Here is a 4,003-nt window from a genome sequence, read left to right on the forward strand (position 1 = left end):
ACTCAATAATCATAAATATTACAGGAAAGTCATATAGAACCAAGGATAAGTTGATAGCTCCTTCAAAACAACAGGCGCAAAATTAGTACCCAAAAACGACATTTTCAAAAGGCCCTTTTTATGCATTTTGGTATTGACTTCTACAGCTGGCAGGTAATGAGCCTGTACCGGAATAATCACACTGTCTGCTGCTGCAAGGGCATTGATTGTCAACATACCCAAACTAGGCATACAATCAATCAGCACATAATCATATTTATCTTTTACCGTATTGATAAATGTGCGCAGTACCGTTTCACGGCTCATGGTATTAACCAGTGAAACCTCAATAGCAGATAGTTCTATGTTGCCCGGCATAAGATCCACACCTTCCGCATGATGAAGGATGCCTTCATCTACGTTGTATGGTTCCTCCATCATGATTTTAGTAAGGATAGTAGCCAATGAAACTGGCAGATTGTCTGGTTCTTGGTAACCCAATGAATCCGTCAGATTACCCTGCGCGTCAGCATCTACCAGGAGCACCTTCTTACCTTGTGTAGCAAGACCGATGCCGAGGTTGACCGTTGTAGTTGTTTTCCCCGTACCGCCTTTCTGATTGGCAAGAGCGATTACTTTTGACACTTAAAACTCCTCCTTTCACGCAAAAAGCCGCTTGCTTTATCATTGAATAAAGAAAACGGCTTTTTTCTTATAATCATTATTTATTTAGGTTATGTTAAAAAATAGTGTTAGCAGTTGGAATTCTGAAAGGAAACCTTACAGTAAATCTTTAATTTGATTTAGAAATCAAAAAAATAGTGTCTACTCATTATAGGCATATATGACATATTAGGAATTAGTGCATCGAATAATCTGTACTTTAATATTTCTTTTTCTACAAACCCATTCTAACGCTGGATCTCCGTTCTGACACAAAATTACAGGGACTATTATGTTTGCTTGATATTGCCTTTCAAACATATCCATACCTGCTATTACCTGGCCAATCACTAATCGATTGAGATTCTTTTTTACTTCAATTAACTCTACTGTTTTTTTCTGAAACAGGTTAAGAAGTTCATTAAGAGTATACTCTTTGGAATTAAAAACTTTAGGTTCTTCATAGTCTTTTTCACTGCTCACGATAATCCCATCAATCCGACGGATTTTTGATTCAAGCGGCCAGTTCCCAAGTCTTCTATTACCAATAGGTACTTCTAAAAACAAACTTCCCTTTGAAGTACTCCAGTATTGATAAAGTAACTTATCTTCAAAATTTTTAGGTTTCCATTTTTCCATACTATTCAACCCCACTTCACCTTACCACGCAAACTGTTCTTTGCCAAAAACTAATGTCTTTAAAGCACTTATGTAGGTATATAACATAGGCGAGATACAAATCTGATGTTATATATTTTTTCAATATCAAACTTTTTATAGGCTCGATTTACAGCTCTGATTCTTTGTCGAGACAAATTAATTGGAGTCTTTCCTATGTAATATTGATATTTATTCAATAGTTGTTCCCAATCCTTAACCTTATAATCTGTTTTGTTATAAGCATATTCAAATGCTTTACGACTAAACTCCCGACTTTGTTCAATTAATTCAATTTGATCTTTTACCGAGACTAATCCCTCGTGAGGATATATTTTTCTACCACAATCCATTCTTTTGTATATAAGACTGCATAATTTTTCACTATGCTTAAATTTATACATTTCAAAATCCATGTCGTCTTGTAAATCCATGTGATCATTCATTAGTATTGCATAACCTGTTTGCATATGACTTCTCATAAAAGGCTGAAAACCAATAGGAAGTATATTGCCCTCCAATGATAAATCACATCCAAGTAACAAATCTGTTAATTCTGTATTCTTTTTGAATATGATACCATACTGAGTATTTTCATTTCTCTTAAAATCTGATTTCGTTAACGGAGACCACATATTGTAATTTTTATTATATTTACAACAGGCGAAAAACAAAGCTACTTCAAAGTCATTAAAGTCATTTGTAATGTCCAACCACTGGGTTTTCAGGCCATAGTGTTGAGCAAGTTGCTCTGATAGGACGCTAACACCTTTTTCCAAAAAATCAGCGGTATGTTGAAATTTGAAAAGCAATGTATTAAATTCAGCTATTTTCATATCAGCAACAAAACGTTCAACAGCTCTTTCTTCTTCATTCTCTATATTATTTAAAAACCTGCACAGTGATGGCGATGTAGAAGGATATAGCTGGTTCTCACCGCGATAATAGAAACTTCTTCTTGCTTGCCGCACTACAGTTCCATGTGGATATACCATCATAAACCCGTCAGTATACATGTCAGACATAACTTCTTTATAAAAATTCAAGCGAAAATCTCCTTTAGCATAAGGATCTTTTCCTGACATCCGATTTATTTTAATATTTTCAGCAAAAATCTTGTCTTTTTCATTTAACTTTAATAATTCAAAAATATCAGATTCACTGAGTTCTTGAATACTGTTAATATCCCTCAATTCTGTTATTCACCTCTGCAATTCTCCAATTCCCAAAATGATTAATTGATTTAATTTAATTTAATTATATCATTTATACAAACTGTTTTTATGTATTTAAAGGGAAGGAAAGGTAATATTTAAATGAGCGCTGGCTAACATACATACCCCCATTATTATCCATCTTCTTTGCAATTCAAAATGATTATTTATTCAATAAAAAAGCCATTTGCTCTATAAGAGAACAAACGGCACTATCTTCATAGTTGCAATTCACGATTGTACAAATAATCAATAACACTCTTTTTGGGGAAAAGGTATTTGCTATGGTGTTTTATATACTTTAAGTTGCCGGACTTGCACCATGAAATTATTGTGCTTGGTGAGTGACCGGTAACTTGTTGTATATATTTACTTGTCAGCATATCTGGATAATCTGCAAATTGCATTTCAAGATATTGCTTATAATCTTTAACCTCATTTATGCCTTTTAGTTTGTAATGGTTTTTATATTGGTCAGGTCGCGATTTAAACTTAAATCTTCTAATTGAGCCTGGCAAAAATGGGTTATTATAATTATTCGGCAAATAATATTTTTCAGGATTTTTGTCTCTGTCTTCTAAAAAGAAAATAATATCTTTTATTGCAATTTTGTATCTGCGTGTCTTTCTTCCAGAATCAATGCAAGGAATGAAACCATTTTTTATATAATATAGTGCTGTGTTTTTACTTATATGACATATCCTATAAAACTGATCTTTCGTTACAAATTCAGGATACTTACTTAATAGGAAACTATAATCAGGCATTCCGAGCACCTCGCTTCACAATAAGCATGTCAAAGAGCTGCTCGTACTGTTTGGCTTGCTCTTTATGTATGCTTGATTTCCTTGTTATACTTCGATAGTATGTGCTGGTTAAAAAATCAAGAAATGCATCTTTCGTTATAAGAGACCCTTTACCTCGGTTAAGTGATTGTATCCGCTTATTTTTATAAGTAAGAGGCTTCAGTTCATTACGTAATATCCAATTGTTCACTGTTGTCTTTCCATACCCGGTAAAACGCACTATATCAGAAACCAAAAGCAATTGAGGAAAGTCACGTAGTTGCTTTTGATAATAATTGCGTAAATTTTTAACAAACTCATTTTCCAATTCACAAAAACACATCTTTTTATATTGATATAGAAGGATGTCTGTAATCTTTATCCGTTGTCTTCTTCCTTCTGGTGTATTTACATATTCAAAGGGAATAAGGCCTTTTTTTGAATTGAGTAGGCAGTTGATGTGCAAATACCCAAGATTTTGCACATCTCTTTTTGCGTGACATATTCAGGATAATGGTCAATTACCGAACGACAATATTCATTATAATTCATTTACTTCACTCACTTGTACAATTAATATTGTATTAAATCAGTGACCGAAGCCACTGTTCGACCCATTAAAATTCATAGTTAACATAACACTTCAAACTTCATTCTTTTCTAAACATCAAGCACATCATCCGGCTTCACATCTTAGCCATTTTG

Annotated in this window: 3 protein-coding genes and 1 pseudogene; all 4 read right to left on the reverse strand. The window is 33.5% G+C overall.

Annotation, left to right across the window (positions count from 1 at the left end; all coding sequences use genetic code 11):
- Nucleotides 1-75: 75 nt before the first annotated feature.
- Nucleotides 76-624, reverse strand: a pseudogene (locus VIL26_01095) (AAA family ATPase).
- Nucleotides 625-831: 207 nt separating this feature from the next.
- Nucleotides 832-1,281 carry a hypothetical protein gene (locus VIL26_01100; GenBank protein ID HEY8389540.1) on the reverse strand — a complete coding sequence of 150 codons (450 nt, stop codon included), beginning with the start codon at nt 1,279-1,281 and terminating at the stop codon, nt 832-834.
- Nucleotides 1,282-1,349: 68 nt separating this feature from the next.
- Nucleotides 1,350-2,492 (reverse strand): FRG domain-containing protein, encoded by a 1,143-nt coding sequence (locus VIL26_01105; GenBank protein ID HEY8389541.1) that lies wholly within the window; start codon nt 2,490-2,492, stop codon nt 1,350-1,352.
- Nucleotides 2,493-2,731: 239 nt separating this feature from the next.
- Nucleotides 2,732-3,280, reverse strand: a complete 549-nt coding sequence (locus VIL26_01110) for a helix-turn-helix domain-containing protein (protein HEY8389542.1) — start codon at nt 3,278-3,280, stop codon at nt 2,732-2,734.
- Nucleotides 3,281-4,003: the final 723 nt, after the last annotated feature.

The organism is Clostridia bacterium, from assembly GCA_036562685.1.
Lineage (GTDB): Bacteria > Bacillota > Clostridia > Christensenellales > DUVY01 > DUVY01.

Excerpts from the sequence above, each read along its gene's own strand:
- VIL26_01100 (HEY8389540.1), bottom strand. The coding sequence starts at position 1,281 with ATGGAAAAATGGAAACCTAAAAATTTTGAAGATAAGTTACTTTATCAA.
- VIL26_01110 (HEY8389542.1), bottom strand. The coding sequence starts at position 3,280 with ATGCCTGATTATAGTTTCCTATTAAGTAAGTATCCTGAATTTGTAACG.